Origin of the sequence: Pseudoalteromonas sp. DY56-GL22 (assembly GCF_041414715.1) — a bacterium.
Classification (GTDB): domain Bacteria; phylum Pseudomonadota; class Gammaproteobacteria; order Enterobacterales; family Alteromonadaceae; genus Pseudoalteromonas; species Pseudoalteromonas simplex.
In genome coordinates, this window is the sequence record NZ_JANHZR010000010.1 from 87,675 (window position 1) to 104,373 (window position 16,699).

General features: G+C 39.7%; 13 protein-coding genes, 3 tRNA genes and 1 pseudogene. 9 read left to right on the forward strand and 8 right to left on the reverse strand.

The window, feature by feature from the left end; genetic code table 11:
- Positions 1-18 precede the first annotated feature (18 nt).
- From NO991_RS18220 to NO991_RS18230, 3 genes are all read right to left on the reverse strand, one after another.
- Positions 19-1,008 (reverse strand): two-component system response regulator, encoded by a 990-nt coding sequence (locus tag NO991_RS18220; RefSeq protein ID WP_054553654.1) that lies wholly within the window; start codon positions 1,006-1,008, stop codon positions 19-21.
- A complete protein-coding gene (locus NO991_RS18225) occupies positions 1,005-4,331 on the reverse strand; it encodes an MHYT domain-containing protein (protein ID WP_300544626.1) in 3,327 nt (1,108 codons plus the stop codon). Before NO991_RS18225 ends, NO991_RS18220 begins: the two co-directional genes overlap by 4 nt.
- A 161-nt stretch (positions 4,332-4,492) precedes the next feature.
- Positions 4,493-5,473, reverse strand: coding sequence for an ion channel (locus tag NO991_RS18230; protein WP_054553653.1), 981 nt, complete (start codon positions 5,471-5,473; stop codon positions 4,493-4,495).
- 104 nt (positions 5,474-5,577) lie between these two features.
- On the opposite strand from NO991_RS18230, the gene NO991_RS18235 reads away from it, so the two are divergent.
- Positions 5,578-6,258 (forward strand): M48 family metallopeptidase, encoded by a 681-nt coding sequence (locus NO991_RS18235; protein WP_054553652.1) that lies wholly within the window; start codon positions 5,578-5,580, stop codon positions 6,256-6,258.
- Positions 6,259-6,423: pseudogene (locus NO991_RS18240) on the forward strand (pentapeptide repeat-containing protein); the annotation flags it as partial. It abuts the gene before it with no gap.
- Positions 6,424-6,445: 22 nt separating this feature from the next.
- On the opposite strand, the gene NO991_RS18245 reads toward NO991_RS18240, so the two are convergent.
- Positions 6,446-6,530, reverse strand: a tRNA-Tyr gene (locus tag NO991_RS18245).
- 49 nt (positions 6,531-6,579) lie between these two features.
- Positions 6,580-6,664: transfer RNA gene (locus NO991_RS18250), tRNA-Tyr, on the reverse strand.
- A gap of 112 nt (positions 6,665-6,776) precedes the next feature.
- On the opposite strand from NO991_RS18250, the gene NO991_RS18255 reads away from it, so the two are divergent.
- Together NO991_RS18255 and NO991_RS18260 are read left to right on the forward strand one after the other, a co-directional pair.
- Complete coding sequence (locus NO991_RS18255; RefSeq protein WP_054553651.1) at positions 6,777-7,292, forward strand: VC2046/SO_2500 family protein; 516 nt, start codon at positions 6,777-6,779, stop codon at positions 7,290-7,292.
- 135 nt (positions 7,293-7,427) lie between these two features.
- Positions 7,428-7,727 carry a DUF6172 family protein gene (locus NO991_RS18260; RefSeq protein ID WP_054553650.1) on the forward strand — a complete coding sequence of 100 codons (300 nt, stop codon included), beginning with the start codon at positions 7,428-7,430 and terminating at the stop codon, positions 7,725-7,727.
- A gap of 73 nt (positions 7,728-7,800) precedes the next feature.
- Here the strand turns inward: NO991_RS18260 and NO991_RS18265 are convergent, their stop codons facing one another.
- The 3 genes from NO991_RS18265 to NO991_RS18275 form a co-directional block, all read right to left on the reverse strand.
- Complete coding sequence (locus NO991_RS18265; RefSeq protein ID WP_138618601.1) at positions 7,801-8,241, reverse strand: hypothetical protein; 441 nt, start codon at positions 8,239-8,241, stop codon at positions 7,801-7,803.
- Between the two features lie 154 nt (positions 8,242-8,395).
- Positions 8,396-9,364, reverse strand: a complete 969-nt coding sequence (cysK, locus tag NO991_RS18270; protein WP_054553648.1) for a cysteine synthase A — start codon at positions 9,362-9,364, stop codon at positions 8,396-8,398.
- Positions 9,365-9,604: 240 nt separating this feature from the next.
- Positions 9,605-11,938, reverse strand: coding sequence for a DUF5916 domain-containing protein (locus NO991_RS18275; protein ID WP_371352266.1), 2,334 nt, complete (start codon positions 11,936-11,938; stop codon positions 9,605-9,607).
- 215 nt (positions 11,939-12,153) lie between these two features.
- Here NO991_RS18275 and NO991_RS18280 point away from each other — a divergent pair, with 215 nt between their 5' ends.
- From NO991_RS18280 to NO991_RS18300, 5 genes are all read left to right on the forward strand, one after another.
- Positions 12,154-13,305 carry a dicarboxylate/amino acid:cation symporter gene (locus NO991_RS18280; RefSeq protein ID WP_054553767.1) on the forward strand — a complete coding sequence of 384 codons (1,152 nt, stop codon included), beginning with the start codon at positions 12,154-12,156 and terminating at the stop codon, positions 13,303-13,305.
- Positions 13,306-13,412: 107 nt separating this feature from the next.
- Positions 13,413-14,063, forward strand: a complete 651-nt coding sequence (gene uvrY, locus NO991_RS18285) for a UvrY/SirA/GacA family response regulator transcription factor (RefSeq protein WP_054553647.1) — start codon at positions 13,413-13,415, stop codon at positions 14,061-14,063.
- 8 nt (positions 14,064-14,071) lie between these two features.
- Complete coding sequence (gene uvrC, locus NO991_RS18290) at positions 14,072-15,895, forward strand: excinuclease ABC subunit UvrC (protein ID WP_054553646.1); 1,824 nt, start codon at positions 14,072-14,074, stop codon at positions 15,893-15,895.
- A gap of 42 nt (positions 15,896-15,937) precedes the next feature.
- Positions 15,938-16,483, forward strand: coding sequence for a CDP-diacylglycerol--glycerol-3-phosphate 3-phosphatidyltransferase (gene pgsA / locus NO991_RS18295; protein ID WP_054553645.1), 546 nt, complete (start codon positions 15,938-15,940; stop codon positions 16,481-16,483).
- A gap of 139 nt (positions 16,484-16,622) precedes the next feature.
- Positions 16,623-16,698, forward strand: a tRNA-Gly gene (locus tag NO991_RS18300).
- Position 16,699 lies beyond the last annotated feature (1 nt).

Genomic DNA, 16,699 nt, shown 5'->3' on the forward strand with positions numbered 1-16,699 from the left:
CCAGATAGGAGGCTCTATTTATCGAGTGAATGTATTTTTTATTTCTATAATTGCATCCAGCTGACCTATAAATAAGTCGACTAACTGCGGATCAAAGTGCTTACCAGATTCAGATTTGAGAAGTTCGACAGCTTGGTCAACAGACCATGCTTTTTTATATGGCCTTGTTGAGGTTAGTGCGTCGAACACGTCGGCAATACTCACTATCCGGCCTTCAATACTAATCTCTTCACCTTTTAGTCCATAAGGGTAGCCGCTTCCATCCCATTTTTCATGGTGCTCAAGTGCCAGCTTGTGTGCTAGCTGTAATAAAGGCGAACTAGAGTTTTCTAAAATCTTCGCCCCTATTGTTGCATGTTGCTTCATATGCTCGAATTCATTTTCATCCAAGCGCCCAGGCTTCAGAAGCACGGCGTCAGGAATACCGATTTTACCAACATCATGCATCGGTGCTGCTTGTCTTAGTTGCTCAGCTTGAAATTCAGTCATTCCGTAGGCAAGTGCAAGTACTTTACTGTAACGGCTCATACGCGCAATGTGTTCACCAGTATCTGTGTCTTTGTATTCTGCTGCACGTCCTAAACGGTTTATCAAATCAATATGAGCGAGCTGTAATTGCTGTGCTTGCACTAATGATAAATGAGTTTTAACTCGTGCTCGGACAATTGCAGGGCTGATGGGTTTTGTAATGTAGTCTACCGCACCTAGCGCAAAGCCTTCAGATTCGTCTTGTTCATGTGATAAAGCCGTCACAAAAATAATCGGAATATGAGCGGTTTCTGGTGTAGATTTCAGTATTTCACAGACTTCAAAGCCATTCATATCTGGCATCATCACATCTAATAGAATTAATCTTGGCGGCTCATTCTTAATAAGTTGCAATGCAAGTTCACCTGATTTCGCAAATGATAAGCGGTAGTCATTGCCTAATACTTCACGCATTACTTTAAGGTTAGCGGGTTCATCATCTACGATAAGAATTCTTTCGCGCTCAATAAGTTCGCTCATGATTTCTCCTCACTTGCAGTTATTTCACGTTGCAATTTTTCAATCGCTTCCTGTGCAGCATTAAAATCAAAATTGTCAAAATGTTCACAAACTTCATTTATTTGCGATTTAAAAGCAGGCTGGGTGTTCGACGCCACTTGAGCCAAAAAGTCATCGTCAATTTCGGCATGTTTTGCGTGCTCTAGCAGTGTGTCTAAGGCTTTATTTAGCTCACTCGTAGGCATCATAGTAACGGATGTTTGTTCCTCTTGAGTTTTTGTTTCGGCTATTTTTGAGCGTAAAAAATGCCATTCATCTTCACATGCATGGATGAGTGAAATAAAACGAGTCCCTCTTAGTTCATTCTCTGCTTGAGAAAGTAAATGTAGCAGTTTTCCTAGCGCTAAATTCCCGGCAACGCCTTTTAAAGTGTGCAAAATTGTTTTCACCTCAGAACTATCAGTATTAAGCTCTTTTAAACGAATCATATTGGCATAATGATCAGATAAAAACGCTGCTATTTCTGAGTTTAGTTTTTCGCTACTTCCCCACATTTTCAGGCCTTTTGCATAGTTGATATGCTGCTTAGATTTATCTGGCTGTTGTTGAGATATTGTATTAACTTCTAACCCTAAAACCTTTGCTATTTCATGGTTAACTTGCTGAATATCAACGGGCTTATTAGCGAAGCCATTCATACCGGCTTGTTTTGCGGTTAATTTGTCTTGCTGTAAAACACTGGCAGTTAGGGCAATGATAGGGGTTTTTTTAAGTTGTTGTTGCTGCTCTTTTTCTCGAATCACTTTACACGCTGTAATCCCGTCGCACTCTGGCATGTGTATATCCATTAAAATTACATCAAAGCTATTTTTTTCGAAGGCGCTGATAGCCTCTAAGCCATTCTTCGCTTTTGTAACAACATGACCAGCTTGAGAAAGTAAAATATTCAGTAACTCGAGGTTTTGTTCTATATCGTCAACAACTAGAACTCTCAGAGGCGGCAGGTTTAAGATATTATTACTTAATTTATCAACTTTATTAATATCACCTTCTTTTAGAGGTAAAGAGAAAAAGAAACAACTTCCTTTGTTTTCTGTGCTCACAGCACTAATGCTGCCACCCATTAACTCTACCAGTTGCTTACTAATCGTTGTTCCTAACCCTGTGCCACCAAAACGGCGAGTCATAGTTCCATCAGCTTGCTCAAATGGCTGGAAAATTGCTTTTAGTCTATGTTTTGCGATACCAATGCCTGTATCTTGCACTTCAAAAAACAACTGGTTGTTTTGCGTTTTACTGATACTAATTGTCACAGAGCCTGTTTCAGTAAATTTAATCGCATTACCAATTAGGTTGTTTAATACTTGGCGAATACGCGAATCATCTCCAATGTATATTGGCGCAACATTTTCGGCTATTTTTAAATCGAGAAGTAAGTTTTTTCGTTTCGCTTCAAGCCAAAAGGTTGAAACGATATTATCTAGTAGAGCCTGCAAATTAAAGTGTTCAAGCGTGATATCTAATTTACCTTTTTCTAGCTTTGCGGAGTCGAGTACATCATTTAATAAATGCAATAATGACCTGGCCGAACTATTCACAGTAATTATATGCTTTTGTTGTTCTTTGCTAAGCGGGCTATCCATCAAAATATCACTAAAGCCAATTATAGCGTTCATTGGTGTGCGGATTTCATGACTCATATTCGCCATAAATGCTTGTTTGGCTTGTGCAGCGGCTTCAGCTTCTTGCTTGGCTGTCTTTAACGACTCCTCATATTCATGACGTGAGGTTATGTCGACTAGCACGCCATCTATCCATTTGTCGTTGGTATCTGGATTATGGTTAACTGTGCCTTGATCTAGTACCCAAACTGTTTGGCCATTACGGTGTTTAATTCTATATTCAACAGCGTATTGGTTAGAATTTGAGATGGCGTCGTCTAGGGCATCTGCTATGTGCTGCTCATCCTTGGAATTTATGATATCTGCAAATGCTACTTCGTTTGATGTGAACTCCTGTGCTGTGTAACCGGTTAATTCAAAGACTCGTGGGCTAATAAACAGCATCGTCCAGTTTTTATCAAGTAAACAACGAAATACAGCACCAGGTGTATTATTCATCAAGGTACGATATTGTAGTTCTTTTTCTTCTAGACTCTGTTGCAGGGCGCGTTGCTGAGTTAAATCAGTAATAAACCCTACAAATAGAGTCTCTTCACCTGGTTGTTTCACTTCTCCAAGGCCAAGACGAATAGGAAATAAATGGCCATCTTTATGTTTTGCGCAAACATCTCTGTTGATGCCAATTACTTTTTTAAGCTCATGATTGCCACTATTTAATAAGTAATCATCATGATGTGCAGCAATTTCGTCGTTCATTAGAATTTTAACGTTTTGTCCGAGAACTTCCTGTTGCTGCCAGCCAAAAATAGCTTCTGCAGATTTATTAAAGCTTAAAATTTTTCCTTTAATGTTAATAGTCACAATGCCATCAATAGCTGTACTTAAAATAGCATCTAAACGAGATTCTTCGGCAGATTTCTCCACCAACAGCATACGATAGCGAACCATTCCATTGATAATGCCTACGAGTGCAGTTAATAAAACGGTGGCAAACGCGACGCAAATAGCAATAAGTTCAATATGTGATGTATCAACGTTATCGGATAAGAGGGGCGAAGTCGCAACAAAGCGAGTCGCAGCCATTCCCATGTAATGCATACCGGCAACGGCAAAACCGAGAATAATGCTGCAAATTATTCTACTTTGAAAGTTAGATAAACGCTTAAAATGGTCACTCAAATGAAAGCGAGTGTATAAGCCTATGAATGACAGGCCAACAGCGACAACAATAGATGCAGCGAACCACCAAGGGTCATAACGTAACAATGGACTCATTTGCATCGCACCCATGCCTGTATAATGCATGGTGCCAATACCTGCACCTAATAATACAGAACTGACTAGAAGCTTTAACGTTTTTGGGATCTGGGTATTACCCTTGCGCCGAAGAAAAGAAAATGCTGTTAAACACGCGAAAAATGCCGGTACAAACGAAAAGAATGTTAAAGTCGGATCGTAGTTAATTGTTGTGCATAGTGAAAATGCCAGCATGCCAATGAAGTGCATACTCCAAATACCACCAGATAAAACCAGTGCGCCAGTACCATTGGCGAGTTGACGGTAAGAATTAAAGTTAGTTTTATTTGCAAGATCAATAAGGTGTAAAGAAAAATAAGCGGCAAAGACGGCCGTGGTAATCGACAAAAGGACTAGAGTCGGGTCGTAGGTACCGTTTATTAATAAATCTGAACTTTGATCAGTAAGAAAAAATTCTGCTAGCATAGAATAAGTTAAAGGCTGCATGTGCTTTCAGTCTAATACAATTTAAAATTTATTAAGAGTAAAAGATGTGAAATTAATGAATTTAATTATTTTATATTAGCTATAAATGCTTAGTTTTAAATTCATATTTTTTATCCATAACTTTTTATCACTAGATACTGTTAACGCGTCATGCGTTTGACGAATACGACAACGAATAAAGCGAGTGAAAAGCTCCCACAAAATGCTTCAACTGCTGCAATAAATCGAGAGAAACCAATAGGTGTTATGTCACCGTAACCTAGAGTCGTAAAGGTAACAACACTAAAATAAATGCTATTTAGAAATGCAAATAAATTGTCTTCAATAGAGTTAGAAAAATCTAATCTTATTAGCGTATCTTGATAATTCACCCCAAATAAAAAATAACAGAGTGCACAACAAATAATAAGCGACAAACTAAAACGAATGACATTCTCAGGCTTTTCGCCATAGCCGCATAACATATCGATAAAGCTTGAAGTTATTTGTTTACTTGAACCTTTAGGGTATTGTGCATGACGCATGCGCAATTCTTTATAAGTAAAGTTACCAGCAAGCTCAAATAGTCCTTGATTTTCAGAAGCTTTTCTTAAATTACGGTATATTTCTTCAGATTGTTCGAATAAGTCTCGTGCTTCTGAGTTGTGCTTATTCTTGCGGGCTTTAATGGCCGCCGTTTCTTGCAGTAATTGGTCGCCTAGCTCGATATTATCAATTCTGCTGTCGTTGAGTTTGATACCTAACAAGTTGGTATTTCTTAAGTCACAGTAATGCAAACTAGCACTGTGAAGGTTAGCTTTCATTAGTGAGGCATTAGCAATCTTATTATTAAATAAATGAGCGCCCGTTAAATTTGCTCGATAGAAGTTGCAGTAAGAAAGGTTATAGCCCTCTTCATCATCCTGTTTGATTAAGTTAAGCCCAGAAAGATTTGCTCGCTTTAATTGTAACCCTTCTAGTAAGCCTCCTTTTTTGGCATAGCGTTCTAATTTTTGGGTTAGATCTAGCCCTGATTTATCAAATTTACTATCATGCCAAAAGCAAAATCCAGAGCCCATATCTGTTTCTTGGCACTTGTTACCTGTTGGTGAGGTATAACTACAACATGGTTTGTCAGGCATAAGGATGAAAACTTATTTGTGAGTCATCTTTATAGATTAGCAGCTATTTAGCAGGGTAAAATGGAATCTCTCATTTTTTTATTAATTGAATTGGCTTACTTTTGTTGGATTACACCCTAAAGCGCAGTAAACGCAGAACAACCGTGGCAATTAAAGTTGCTGAGCAGAAACTCACTGTGTATGCGCCTTTTTATGTTCCACAAACTGAAATAGATGCCTGGCTAAACACTAAGCAAGATTGGGTCGCTGAACAAATAGCAAAGCAATCTATGCAAGCTGAGCGTCGCCAATTGCCATTAGTAAACGCCACTATTAAGTTGTTTGGGCAAAACGTCCCAATAGTATTCGGCAAAGGCCCGAAAAACACTTGGCAACAAGATGCGCGGCCTCAGCTTACCTTACTAATATCATCACGTGTCAAACATCAAGAGGCTAACTACCTCGCTTTGCTTGAGCAGTTTATGCATGAAAAGCTTGAGAGCTATATCGAAATGCGAGTGCATGATTACTGCTTGCAAATGTCTGAGACGTTGCCTACAAAGCTTAAAATTCAACATTATAAACGTCGCTGGGGCAGTTGTAACAAACGCCGTGAGCTGACTTTTAATTTACATTTAGCAAGTGCGCCAACCTGGGTGATTGATTATGTAGTTGTCCATGAGCTTGCGCATCTTTTACATATGAATCATAGCGCTAAGTTTTGGCAACGTGTGAGCCAGTTTTATCCAGACTATAAAAAAGCAGAGCAATGGTTAAAAGCGAATGGGAGCAGTTTGAGTTGGTAGATTAAGTTAGCGAGAGTAAAGCTAGAAAGAGTAAAGCTAGAAAGAGTAAAGCTAGAAAGAGTAAAGCTAGAAAGAGTAAAGCTAGAAAGAGTAAAGCTAGAAAGAGTAAAGCTAGAAAGAGTAAAGCTAGAAAGAGTAAAGCTAGAAAGAGTAAAGCTAGAAAGAGTAAAGCTAGAAAGAGTAAGAGTGGTGGAGGGAGCTGGATTCGAACCAGCGAAGGCTGAGCCGTCAGATTTACAGTCTGATCCCTTTGGCCGCTCGGGAACCCCTCCACACAAATTTTTACTATTGCATTTGGCCCCACTTCACTGAGAAGAAAAGTGGTGGAGGGAGCTGGATTCGAACCAGCGAAGGCTGAGCCGTCAGATTTACAGTCTGATCCCTTTGGCCGCTCGGGAACCCCTCCAATGCAACGGCGCTGATAATAGCAAACTGATTATTTAAGTAAAGAAAAAAACTAAAGAAAAATGCATAAATGCCGATAACTGGTTAATCAAGAAACTATTTGGCTAAAGACTATGCAAATTGATGGTTTGTTGCTCACAGAGAGTCAACTCGATAATCGTCTAAATAAAAGTGTTCACGAGCACCGCTCTGGAGAGTTTGCTTTATTACTCGCAATGCTTTCTCATGATGCGCTCGATTTTAGCCAGTTCCACCTACCAAAAACTGAATTAAGCAATCCTGAAGTATCTGAGTCTGCTCTGCGTACTGAATTAGGTGCTGGTCCTACACAACCATTAGCTCCCGAACAGTTTGATATGCTAATTGGGCAAGAAAATGCATTTAGACTATTGCAAGGTGGTTTATCAGATATAAAATTACGTCATTGCTTAAATCCAGAGCCTTTGAATGTTCGTGATGATAAGCAACATGTGCCGCTAGAAGTGATTGATAACTGTGAGCCAGCAGTTAGAAAACGCTTTTATGAAAAAAACAAACCCGTTGAGCGCCCACAAATCGACGCTGCCGCATTTTATGATAGTCTTACTAATGAGGCGATACATCAACCTCTGCATTTGGCGACAGCTTAGCATTCGAGGCTTAATCGAATTGTCATAGACTATGAATAAACTTAATAAAAAGTACAGCTAAATTAAGATGCGCTTGTTATAATAGCAGTCTATGGCTTAATGCCATTGTCATTGAACCAAGTTACTAGGACTATAATGAAGAAAACATTCACGCTAAACCACGAGAAAATTAAATACCCTCGTATGGTTGATGCAGCCAAGCACGAAGTAAAAAAATACTTGAAACGTGAGCGTAATAAAACACTCCCAGCAGGTGCCGACTATTGGGCGTTTGACTGTAAGTTTGGTGAATCAGCGGATGAGGCCAATGTCGTTCACGTGGCAGAGATTAATAAATGTATTAGCGATATTGAAGCAAAAGAGCTTACATCGTTTTATGTTGAAATCTTAGCGCGTCCTGCACAGCGTCAACATCAAGAGTTTGACGAAGAGTAATACGAATATCAGTTCGCAGTAATACTCTAAAACAAAAAAGGGCCATCAGGCCCTTTTTAGTTTTAGTAATCAATTATCGCGCAAACGGATCGGCATTTATTTTTTCTATGTACCAATTGCCTTTTTTACGCATCATTTTCACACTGCGCATATCATCAATTTTCTTACCATTAAAATAACCCGTAAAAATCAAATTGATGTTGGCTTTATCGCCATACTGTTCGCGCAAGCTCATGTTAGTCATATCGACTTCAATCACCACTTCATCGTATTGCATATTGACTAAGTTGCGAGCGAACTGCCCAGCGGTACCATAAGATTTCATAATTCGCGCCATTTTCGGCGTGGCGTATTCCATCGCTTTATTTAAATCGTTTTGGTTATACAAAGCATCAAAATAGAGGGTCGCTACGTTACCAGGGGTGTTTTTTTCACCTTTTGGTGCATCTTCAGAGCCGCAACCGGAAAGAATGCTGCTACTTAAAAGGATAAAAATTAAAAGTATATTTTTCATTGTTGTAGTTTTTCGAGTGAACTTAAAATAAAGTGTGTGACTAAATGAGCATGATGTAAAGTTAACTCGGTAAAATTAATAGTTTTATTTATTTTGGATAATAAAAAAGGATACATGTTTGCATCCTTTTTAAAAACTAAGAGATTCTTGGTGATTACTGAACAAGCTCTTTATCGCTGAACTCTTCAGCAAATAATGGGCTTGATAAGTAACGCTCAGTTGCACTTGGTAAAATTACCACAATGTTTTTGTCTGCGTTTTCAGGTTTTTCAGCAAGGCGCTTTGCAGCAACTACTGCGGCACCTGAAGAAATACCCACTAAAATGCCTTCGTTTTTCATCAGTTCATGAGCCATGGCAATGGCATCTTCATTTGATACTTGCTCTGCAGCATCTACAACTTCTAAATCAAGGTTGCCTGGGATAAAGCCTGCACCGATACCTTGGATTTTATGAGGGCCCGGTTTAATTTCTTCACCAGCTAAAGTTTGGCTAATAACTGGCGAGTTAGTTGGTTCAACAGCAACCGATTGTACATTTAAGCCTTTCTCTAGTTTAAGGTAACGGCTAACACCTGTAATAGTACCACCAGTACCAACACCTGCTACGAAAATGTCGATTTTTCCGTCCATTGCTTCAAAGATTTCAGGACCTGTTGTTTCAAAGTGAATTTTTGGGTTAGCTGGGTTTTCGAACTGTTGTAAAAGAATGTACTTTTCAGGCTCACTTGCTTGAATTTCTTTTGCTTTTTGAATTGCGCCATTCATGCCTTTAGCGCCATCAGTTAAAACTAGGTTAGCACCTAACGCTTTTAATAATTTACGACGCTCAAGGCTCATTGTGTTAGGCATAGTTAGAGTTAGTTTGTAGCCACGAGAAGCCGCTACAAATGCTAGTGCAATACCAGTGTTGCCTGAAGTCGGCTCGATTAACTCTTTGTCTTTAGTTAAGACACCTGACTTTTCTGCTTCCCAGATCATTGAAGCACCAATACGGCATTTAACACTGAAGCTTGGGTTACGTGATTCTACTTTAGCAAAAACATTACCTGATGTTACGCGGTTAAGCTTTACAATTGGTGTATTACCAATCGTTAATGAATTATCTTCAAAAATGTTAGACATACTGTTCCCTTGGAAGCAATTTATTCAATCGTGATCAATGAGCTTAGGCTATTGATCTGTAATAGTCACACTTTACTGTGGTGAATAAAAAACGAAAGTAAAGTTTGGCTATAACATATAGCGAATAGGCTTAGATACCCAAACCATCTCAAGGTGCGAGTTTCAGTTGGAATTAATATAGTTTAGGAGCAAGCAAACAAAGTAAGGGGAGGGCGCACCAAAAGGTGCGCTGATAAGGTCTTAAAGCAACCAAGCGTAGCTAAATTTAGCAAATAACGTGCGCTGCTCTTTAGTCATTGATGACAGCTCATCATCTTGATAGCCATTATCAGAGTAACCAGCAAAGAATACAGTTTGCGGGTTCAGCTTGTAAGAATACAGTAGCTGAGTGGCTAACTTTTTATATTGGCTATCAACATCATCTATGTAATTAGCCTGATTGCGTTCTAAATCGGTATAAATGACTGCAAGGCGTAAAAAGCTATTCACGTTGAATTGGTAAGTTAAACGCACATCACTTAAATTGGCGGTAAATACTTCCCTGCCATCGGCTTCAAGTTGCTCATAAGTATGACGTAAACGCACTTCAAAATGCTTACCAAGGTTCATATTCAGCACAGGGCGTATATGGAACTTATCACCAACGCGGTTATTAGCTAAATCAACGGCATTACCTGTGTACATATATAAAGAAGCAAATACCCCAGCGGTGGGCTTAAAGTCACTGTACAAGCCAACGCCATTTTCGCTAAACAAGTCGGTGTTGCCGTCGATATCTAAACGTGATTTGTCGTGGCGAAGGCCAGTGCGATTACGATGCTCAACAGAGACCTCAAAAAAGCTTTGTAACGGGCCGCTGACTGAAAAGCTGGTTTGTGCTTCTTTTTCGAGAAGTTCATTATTTTCGTTGTGAGTAATATCCCAATCAGCATATAGGTTAGCGCGATTCCACCAATTGCCTTTATCGCCATACCAGCGGTATTCGCCACCAGTCGTAAACTTTTTAAAATCAACTTGTGAGATAAAGCCTAAGTCAGCTCTCAAATCGGCATCGCGGTAATTAAAATCGGCAAATGCGCGCCAGTATTTCTCGTCGTGTTGATACTTTAGGTAGTAACCAGTACCTGATTGCTGTTCTTTACTTAAAACACGTAGTACGCCTTCGTTGTAGTCGCAGTCACTATTTAATTCACAACTCACTTGCTCTGGCTGTGAGCAGTTATCCCCATCACATAACTCGTCGATAAAATCTTGGCTGTATTGCGTTTGTGACTTTAATACTTGCACTAAGAACACATCGTTTACTGTTGGTTTGTATTTACTATCCAAACTATAAACTGTGTTTTTATAGCCATCACTTTGTCTGTGTGTTGCAGTTGACCCAAGTGATAAGCCTGATTCAAAATCGTATCGATAACGCAGGGCACCGTTTTCACTTTTCTCGTCTAGGGCGACAAGAGATGAACCTAAATTGCCAGGGATCAACACATTGGTTTGCGCGTCATTGGTAATGAAGCCGGCAAATGTATGACCATTTTTGCTGCCGGTGATTTTCGTGCCGTAATCTGGCTGGGCAATATTACGGGTATGAATAAGGTTAAGTGTTGAGGCAAAGTAGTCAGCGTTATCTAAAAAGAAGGCACGCTTTTCTGGGAAGAATAAACTGAAATTATTGTTCACACTCAATTGTGCAACATCTGCTTCAACCTGAGAAAAATCAGGATTAATCGTCGCATTTAAGGTGATATCTGGGGTGATCCCCCATTTAACATCTAGGCTGGCTTCAGTATTGTTCTCTGACTCCCAATCAGCTACTTGAGAGCCATCAATATCACGGGTCTCATTTTTGCCAAGCACCAAAGATGGAATAATCGCTACGTTATTGCCTTGCTTTGCTTGTTCAAAGCCTTGGTAACTTGGCATTTGGCAAATCCAACAATTGTTCCCGTGGTCAATCTGCATATTTGAGATACGTAACCGTTCACTGCGCGGTAAAAAGCGTAAAAACTCCATTGCCATCGTTTTAGTCGCTACGCTGTCGTCAAAATTCAATACGCGTAATGGAATGGCCACTTCAACTGTATAGCCTTTATCATGAATAACACCGACGCTATCCCAAATACCATCCCATGATGAGCTTTCTTGCTTGGTTAGTTCATTTTCTATTGAGTCTTGCTGTACGCCAAGAGGATTAATAAAAAATTGATAGGCTAATTGAGAGTTATTGTATGAATCTATTTTTAGGCCAACTAAGTCATCATCCCAGGCGGCATCACGATCACGATAAAAAGCACGAATAAGTTCTGGGTTTGGGTCATTCGCTTCAAAGCCAATAAAAAGTGTTTCGCCATCCTCATAAACATAAGCGTAGGTGGTGACGGGGCTTTTACTGTTTTCGTAAGGCCAAGTAACGTTGCCTATGGTAATTTTTTTTGCACGTTGCCAACTTGGTTCATTAAGCTGGCCGTCGATTGTTGCCTGCTCTGCAATAAAAGGAAGGGTGACAGGTTGGCTGGTGGCCAAGCTGGTAAAAGGCACGCTTAATAGAGCGGCACTTAACATTGATTTATACATAAGCACTATACGGGTATTCAAAACTGCGAGCATGTTATTAATTTGCAACTTTGTTAACAAATGCAACGCGACAGGGCGCATATATTTACGTTCAAATTAGATTCTAACAAGCTGTGGTGGTAATTTGCGCAGTTAAACGTTAATTTGGCTGTTTTATAACAAAAGTAAACTAAAACGTGGTAAAAGATTACCACCTAAAAATTGAAGTGATCGTTATGAATTTAATTCTAAAATTAATTGCTGGTATTGTTGCCGGTATTTTAGTGGGCTTATATGTGCCACTAACAGGTGTTGAACTCCTTTACACAGTAAAAGAAATAATAGGTCAGTTGATCACCTTTACCATCCCGTTAATTATTTTATTTTTTATCGCATCAGGTATTGCTGGTTTACCAAAAGGGTCAGGCCACTTGTTAGGAAAAACAGTTGGCTTTGCATATGGTTCAACCGTTATTGCTGGAACCTTAGCGTTTTTACTTGTCAGCGCTATGATCCCATTGTTTGATGGCGGTTTAACGTTTGAAGCAGAAGTTGCTACCGAAGTGGGCAGCTTTATTGATCTAGAAATTCCACCTCTTATGAGTGTAATGACTGCACTTGCTGCGGCATTCATTTTTGGTATTGGTATGAGCCAGTTACAGCTTGATACTTTAAAGAAAGTATCTGATCAGGGCCGTGATGTGATTGATGGCTTATTAGCAAAAGTAATTATTCCTGCATTGCCTTTCTACATTGCCGGTGTTTTCGCGGAAATGACAGTTGCTGGCACCGTGGTTGATACGCTGCAAACATTTGGTATTGTTTTGCTAGCTGCATTAATTATGCATTGGCTATGGCTGACTGTTTTATATGTATCTACAGGCCTTTTACTAAAGCGTAATCCTTTAGAGCTTGTAAAAAATATGCTACCCGCTTATTTTACTGCTTTAGGTACAATGTCGAGTGCAGCAACAATTCCTGTTTCGCTTCGCTCAAGTAAAGCAAATAACGTAAAAGAAGATGTGGCTAACTTTACAGTACCTTTATGTGCAACTATCCATTTATCGGGCTCAACAATTACGATTGTGACATGTGCAATGGCTGTCATGTTCTTATCACCGAATATGGATGTACCATCGTTATTTGGTATGTTGCCATTTATTATGATGCTAGGCGTTGTAATGATTGCTGCGCCTGGCGCACCAGGTGGGGCAGTTATGTCGGCATTGGGTCTTTTAACAAGTATGCTTGGTTTTAATGAAGGTGCGGTTGCATTAATGATTGCACTTTATTTAGCACAAGATAGCTTTGGTACTGCCTGTAATGTAACAGGTGATGGTATCATTGCCCTATGGGTTGATCGTTTCAGCGAGAAAGCATCAGCTTAAATTTAATTAGTGAAACGATATTTTGATTTATCGTTTCACTTTTTCTGTGCTAATGTGGCACATTAAATTGTGCGAAAGCAGCTATTTGGTTATTTGAGGGTGTTCCATTGATTAATGTACTTTTAGTTGATGACCATGAACTTGTACGGACAGGGATCAGACGTATACTTGATGATGTTCGCGGTTTTAAAGTGGTGGGTGAAGCTAAAACCGGTGAAGAAGCGGTGCAATTTTGCCGTCAACATTCACCAGATATCGTGTTGATGGACATGAATATGCCAGGTATTGGCGGTTTAGAAGCGACAAAGAAAATCTGTCGTTATTGCCCAGATGTAAAAATTATTGTGCTTACTGTGCATTGTGAAGACCCATTCCCAAGTAAAGTAATGCAAATCGGTGCACACGGTTATCTGACTAAAGGTGCCGGTTCTGACGAAATGGTTAACGCCATTCGTGCAGTGAATGCAGGACAACGTTATATTGCGCCTGAAATTGCGCAGCAAATTGCGCTTGCCCAGGTAAGTGGGCGAACAGATGAAAACCCTTTCCAGAGTTTGTCCGAGCGTGAGCTGCAAATCATGCTGATGATCACTAAAGGTGAGAAAGCGCAAGACATCGCAGAGCGTTTGAACCTCAGTTCAAAAACGGTGAATAGCTATCGCTATCGCATGTTTGAAAAGCTAAATGTAGGGGGGGATGTTGAACTTACCCATTTAGCAATTCGTCATAAAATGATCGACATTGATAGCTCGCATTAATTTGCTCAATGTCTGATTTCGAACCAGCCCGTTTTTTAAAAACACTATCAAGTGAGCCCGGTGTCTACCGAATGCTTGATAGTGAAGGGCAAGTAATCTATGTCGGTAAGGCAAAAAATCTAAAAAAGCGTGTCAGTAGTTACTTCCGTAGCAATGTAACTGATAGTAAAACGCGTGTCTTAGTCAGTAATATTTGCGGTATTGAAGTCACCCTGACTAACACCGAAACCGAAGCCTTATTACTCGAAAACAATCTAATAAAAAAATATCAGCCTCGTTATAATATTTTGCTGCGAGATGATAAGTCATATCCATATATTCTGTTAACTGATCATAAGCACCCACGACTTGCTTTTCATCGTGGTAGCCGAAAAATTAAAGGCGAATATTTTGGTCCATTTCCAAGTGCGGGAGCGGTTTCTGAAAGTTTGCGTTTAATGCAAAAAATTTTTCCGGTTCGCCAATGTGAAGATGCCTATTATCGAGCGAGAAGCCGTCCCTGTTTACAATATCAGTTAAAGCGCTGCTCAGCACCGTGTGTAAATAAAATCTCCGATGAAGAGTACCAACAAGAAGTTGATTTTGTCCGTAAGTTTTTGCTGGGTAAATCTCATGAAGTTATCGCCGATTTAGTCACAAAGATGGAGCAAGCAAGTAAAGAACTTAAATTTGAGCTTGCGGCCAAAGTTCGTGACCAAATCATGTTGCTTCGAAAAATGCAGGAGCAACAATCTATTTCAGGTAATCATGCCGAAATGGATGTAGTGGGTTTTGCGCATTTAAATGGTTTAAATGCGGTTCACTTATTAATGATCCGCGACCACAAAGTGCTAGGCAGTAAAACTTATTTCCCTAAAGTACCAAAAGACTCCGGTGAAGAAGAAATTCTAACCTCGTTTTTAGGTCAATATTATTTAGCACCCGGTGCAACGGGGCGTATTGCCAAAGAAATTATCTTACCGTTCAGTATTGAAGAAAGTGAGCCATTAAGTGAAGCGCTTACGGCTATCTCTGAACGTAAAGTGAGTTTAAAAGTTGCTAATCGCGGTGAGCGGGCACAGTATTTAAAGCTTGCTAATAAAAATGCCCTTAATAGCATTAGTGTTAAGCAAAGTACCCAAGACTCCATTAATAAACGTTACGCACAATTAAAAGAAACATTACGTCTAGATGATATTAATCGCATGGAATGTTTTGATATCAGCCATACAATGGGTGAAAACACGGTAGCAAGTTGTGTGGTGTTTGATTCGCAAGGGCCAAATAATAAAGAATATCGCCGATTTAATGTTACTGGCATCACAGGTGGTGATGATTATGCTGCGATGGAATTTGCACTTAATAAACGCTACAACAAAGTTGTCGATGAAGAAAAAATTCCAGATGTCATCTTTATCGATGGTGGTAAAGGTCAATTATCTCGTGCTGAGCAATATTTTGAAAACTGGCCGCATAATAAAATGCCATTGTTGGTAGGTGTTGCAAAAGGTACTAGTCGAAAACCAGGTTTAGAAACGCTATTAATTGATGGCGGACGTAAAACAATACCACTTGATTCAGATGCGCCAGCGCTGCATTTAATTCAGCATATTCGTGATGAGTCGCACCGTTTTGCTATTGCAGGGCATCGTAATAAACGACAAAAACAACGCACACAATCATTGTTAGAAGAAATTACCGGCGTAGGACAAAAACGCCGACAAGCATTATTAAAATATTTAGGGGGCATGCAAGGGGTAAAAGCTGCTAATATAGACCAATTAAAACAAGTTCCTGGGATCAGCCCTGAAATGGCTGAAAAGATATTTAATCATTTGCATGACAAGGCTTAGCCTTCGTGCGAATATAGTAAAAAAAGACATCTCCAAGTAGTTATGTGGAATATTCCAAACACACTCACAACCTTTAGACTTTTTCTTATCCCCATTTTTTTGGTGATATTTTATTTGCCTTTCTCATGGGCATTTTTTGCAGCTGCGTTTGTTTTCTGGCTTGCGTCAATCACAGATATCCTTGATGGCTATCTAGCGCGTCGTTTAAATCAGTCAACGCCTTTTGGTGCGTTCTTAGATCCGGTTGCTGACAAAGTAATGGTGTGCGCAGCACTGGTTGCTTTATCAAGCCACTATCAAAGTTTGTATATGACTATTCCGGCATTAGTGATTATTAGCCGTGAAATTGTTATCTCTGCCTTACGCGAATGGATGGCAGAGCAGGGTAAACGTGACAACGTAGCTGTATCAAACATGGGCAAGTTTAAAACTGCGGCACAAATGCTAGCTATTATTGGTTTGATCTGGCAGTTTGATACATGGATGATCTACTTAAGTTATGGCCTTTTGTACGTCGCAACATTGTTAACGCTTAGTTCTATGTTGCAGTATTTAATAGCGGCATGGTCAGAATTGACCAAAAATTGATCCTAAACGTTTAATTACACACCGTTTTAGATAAAAAATAAGCAAACAGTTCAAAACTAGCATTTTTTATATTGACGCGTTTAATAATCTCTGTAGAATGCGTCCGTGTTGAGAGGGCATAGCCCCCAAGATAAAGAAAGCGGCACTAGCTCAGTTGGTAGAGCGCAACCTTGCCAAGGTTGAGGTCACGAGTTCGAGCCTCGTGTGCCGCTCCAA